Below are 3572 nucleotides of genomic sequence, written 5' to 3'. Positions count from 1 at the left end.
CCCGCGAGGTCGATGCCGGCCTGGAGACGCTGGAAGTCGACCTGCCGGCCGTGGTGACTACGGACTTGCGCCTGAACGAGCCGCGCTTCATCAAGCTGCCCGACATCATGAAGGCCAAGAGCAAGCCGCTGGAGACGATCCCGCTGGCCGACCTGGGCGTCGAAGCGGCCGACACGCTCAAGACCACCCACCACGCCGCACCGGCAAAGCGCAGCAAGGGCGTGATGGTGAAGGACGCGGCCGAACTGGTCGCCGCACTGAAGGCCAAGGGCCTGCTGTAATCCAAGCCCCCTCTCCTGCTTGCGGGAGAGGGCTGGGGTGAGGGCGCGAGGCCGAACGCCAGCGCGACCCACCGCATTCTCCGGAGAGTCCCAAGATGTCCAAAGTCCTCGTCATCGCCGAACACCTGGACGGCAAGCTCAACGCCTCCACCGCCAAGACCGTCAGTGCCGCTGCCGCGCTGAGCCCGGACGCCATCGACGTGGCCGTGCTGGCCGCCGATCCTGCGGCCGTGGCGGCCGAAGCCGCACGGATCGCCGGTGTGGCCAAGGTGATCACCGTGGCCAATGAAGCCAACCAGCACGCCATCGCCCAGGTGCTGGCGCCCCAGGTCGCGCAGCTGGCCGACGGCTATACCCACGTCTTTGCCCCCTCCACCACCTTCGGCAAGGACCTGCTGCCCTGCGTGGCGGCCTTGCTGGGCGTGAACCAGGTGTCCGACCTGATGGCGGTCGAAGGCAGCCATACCTTCAAGCGCCCGATCTACGCCGGTAACGCGATCATCACAGTCGAAGCCCCGGCCGACCAGACGGTCGTGGCGACTGTCCGCACCGCCTCGTGGCCGGAAGCGGCGGGCGGCAACAGCGCGCCGGTGGAATCGGCGAGCGCGGAGGCGGACCTGCCCACCCATACCCGTTACGTGGGCCTGGCTGCCGGCAAGTCCGACCGCCCCGACCTGCAAAGCGCCAAGCGCGTGGTCTCGGGCGGCCGCGGCGTCGGCTCGGCCGAGAATTTCAAGGTCATCTATGCACTGGCCGACAAGCTCGGTGCCGCCGTGGGTGCCTCGCGCGCCGCGGTGGATGCCGGCTATGTACCCAACGAGCTGCAAGTCGGGCAAACCGGCAAGATCATCGCCCCGGAGCTGTACATCGCCGTGGGCATCAGCGGCGCCATCCAGCACCTGACCGGGATCAAGGATGCCGGCACGATCGTGGCGATCAACAAGGACCCGGAGTCGCCGATATTTGAGATTGCGGATATTGGGTTGGTAGGGGATTTGTTTGTATTGTTGCCAGAGTTAGGAACTGCGGTCGGATAAAATACGCCTTAGCGTAGCTCGGGCCTGCCTCAAAAGAACCTCTCCCCGTTCCGATTTGGCTTTTGGCCGGCCTAGCATCTCACTGAAAATTAAACCGACCATTCTGCACGCAAAGGGGAAGACCATGCCGCTTGGACCTGCACTTCGATCTTTAATGAGCCCGGCGACGGAGCGCCGCCTATCCGGCGTCTATCGCAGCCTATTTGTAAACCTGGACAGGGTCGCCGAATCACTACTACCTCATATTCCTGAAAATGCCAGAGTCTTGGACATAGGAGGCGGAGACGGAGAGTTAATCAATCGATTGCTGAAGAATCGTCCGGACGTATCAGTTGATATGGTCGATATCGCGCCCACGGTAGGGAAGTTTATAGAGCAGGAATACGAGCCTAGAATCAAAAGATTCACGGAAACCCCTGTGGAATCGCTTGCGTCAGACGGACCGCCATACGATGTGGCACTTGTTAGTGATGTCATGCACCACCTGCCGGCATCCTATCGCGCCCCATTTCTTCATTCGGTACGTCAAAAGCTACGAAGTAGCGCTTGTATCCTCATCAAAGATATCGAACCTGGCCACATCATTTCCTGGCTGAGTCTTTTTTGTGACAAACACATCAGTGGGGATCACGGGGTAAGCCTTGTTTCAATTGCAGAGATGACTAGGCTCGCCGCTCCATTGCTACCGGAAGAGGTGGTCGAGGTCGGATTGCTAAAGCAGGACAGTCCAAACTATGCCCTGAAAATCGTGCTAGGCGAATCGAGTAGGTGGACCAAGACAGATCTTCATTGAGTTAAGCTCGATTATTTTTGATGACCCCCTAACTTCTGGACCAAAAGTGGGGAGAGTTTTGAGATCGGCGTTTCGCGTAGAAACTTGATATAGCTACGCGTGCAGATCTCTGGTACGGTGGTTGTAGCGGCAGTAGACTTCCCCCAAGCGGAGGTGGACGTATCTTCCGGATACGCTTCAGAGCGGCTGTATCGGGAAGAGCGGCTGCAGGTGCGCCGCCGCAAGCGCAATAAGGTGCTGGTGGGCGAGCGACAGCCGTTGCTTCGCCCCACCCGGGCCAACGAGGTCTGGTCGATGGACTTCGTGTTCGACCAGACGGCGGACGGGCGGGTGATCAAGTGTCTGGTGATCGTAGACGATGCCACGCAGAAGCCGGTGGCGATCGAGGTCGAGCGAGCAATCTGCGGCCACGGCGTCAGCCGCGTGCTGGATCGGCTTGCGCTCAGCCGGGGTCTTCCGAAGGTGATCCGGACCAGCAACGACAAGGAGTACTGTGGCAAGGCCATGCTGCTTGCCTAGGCGCATGAGCGTGGGTCCAGCTCTGGCTGATCGAGTCGGGCAAGCCGAACCAGAACGCCTGCGTCGAATCGTTCAATGGTCGGCTGCCCGGCGAATGCCTCAACGAGCATCTGTTCACCATCCTGCTTCACGCACGCACGGTGATCGAGATCTGGCGCCGCGAGTACTGCGAGGAACGACCCAAGAAGGCCCTCGGTGGCCTGACCCCAGCCACCTATGCCAAGCAACTAGCCGCGGCCCAGCACTAAACACGCGATCAACTGAAGCTTTTGTAATGACCCAGTGATTTCCTGCTCAGGTGTAACCTTTCCAAGGAGGCACAGATGAGCGCGGTAATGGAAGAAGAGATTAAGCGTTGGACGGCACGTCGGAAGTCGGCGTTGGTGCTGGACATCATCCAGGGCACGACAACGGTGTCTGAGGCGAGCCGGCAGTTCGACCTGCCGCCCTCGGAGATCGAGAGTTGGGTCGATGACGGCAAGCGCGGGATGGAGAATGCGCTACGTGCCAAGCCCGAAGATGTTCGGGAGCAGTACGAACGGCAGCTCAAGGAGCTGCAGGAAGCCTACGGCGAGGCCATGCTGGAGTTGCGCGCCAGAAAAAAATTGGCGTCCTTGTTGGGCAAGGACGAGACCTGATGGTCACGATCCAGCAGGGACTGCGGGACGATGGCTTCGAAGTCTCGATGGTGAAGCTGTGCCGCTGGTTCGGCGTGGCCCGGCGGAGCGTGTACTACCGGTCGACCAAGGCGCCGCCGAAGGTCCGACCAGAGCTGGCGGAGCCGATCAAGGCGCTGATCGAGGATGAGCCGTCGTTCGGCTACCGGACTGTGGCCGGGCTTCTGGATATGAACAAGAACACGGTGCAGCGGATCTTCCAGCTCATGGGTTGGCAGGTGCGCAAGCGCGCGGTGGGCAAGCGACCCCGGATCGAGGCGCTACC

General features: G+C 61.0%; 4 protein-coding genes and 2 pseudogenes. All 6 read left to right on the top strand.

Translation table 11 applies throughout. The annotated features are described in order from the left end of the window. On the top strand, nt 1-281 hold a 281-nt coding region (locus tag E2F46_RS17315; RefSeq protein ID WP_425599852.1), incomplete at its 5' end, for an electron transfer flavoprotein subunit beta/FixA family protein. 95 nt (nt 282-376) lie between these two features. Next, nucleotides 377-1318 carry an electron transfer flavoprotein subunit alpha/FixB family protein gene (locus E2F46_RS17310; protein ID WP_133323832.1) on the top strand — a complete coding sequence of 314 codons (942 nt, stop codon included), beginning with the start codon at nt 377-379 and terminating at the stop codon, nt 1316-1318. A 154-nt stretch (nt 1319-1472) separates the two neighbouring features. Next, a complete protein-coding gene (locus E2F46_RS17305) occupies nt 1473-2111 on the top strand; it encodes a class I SAM-dependent methyltransferase (protein ID WP_165967514.1) in 639 nt (212 codons plus the stop codon). Between the two features lie 180 nt (nt 2112-2291). After that, nucleotides 2292-2878: pseudogene (locus E2F46_RS17300) on the top strand (integrase core domain-containing protein); the annotation flags it as partial. Nucleotides 2879-2953: 75 nt separating this feature from the next. Further along, complete coding sequence (locus E2F46_RS17295) at nt 2954-3268, top strand: DUF1153 domain-containing protein (protein ID WP_133323830.1); 315 nt, start codon at nt 2954-2956, stop codon at nt 3266-3268. Next, a pseudogene (locus E2F46_RS17290) lies at nt 3268-3572 on the top strand (IS3 family transposase); the annotation flags it as partial. The gene E2F46_RS17295 and the pseudogene E2F46_RS17290, both read left to right, overlap by 1 nt.

The organism is Luteimonas aestuarii (genome assembly GCF_004357985.1).
GTDB classification, from domain to species: domain Bacteria; phylum Pseudomonadota; class Gammaproteobacteria; order Xanthomonadales; family Xanthomonadaceae; genus Luteimonas; species Luteimonas aestuarii.
This window is presented reverse-complemented; position numbering and strand designations above follow the sequence as displayed.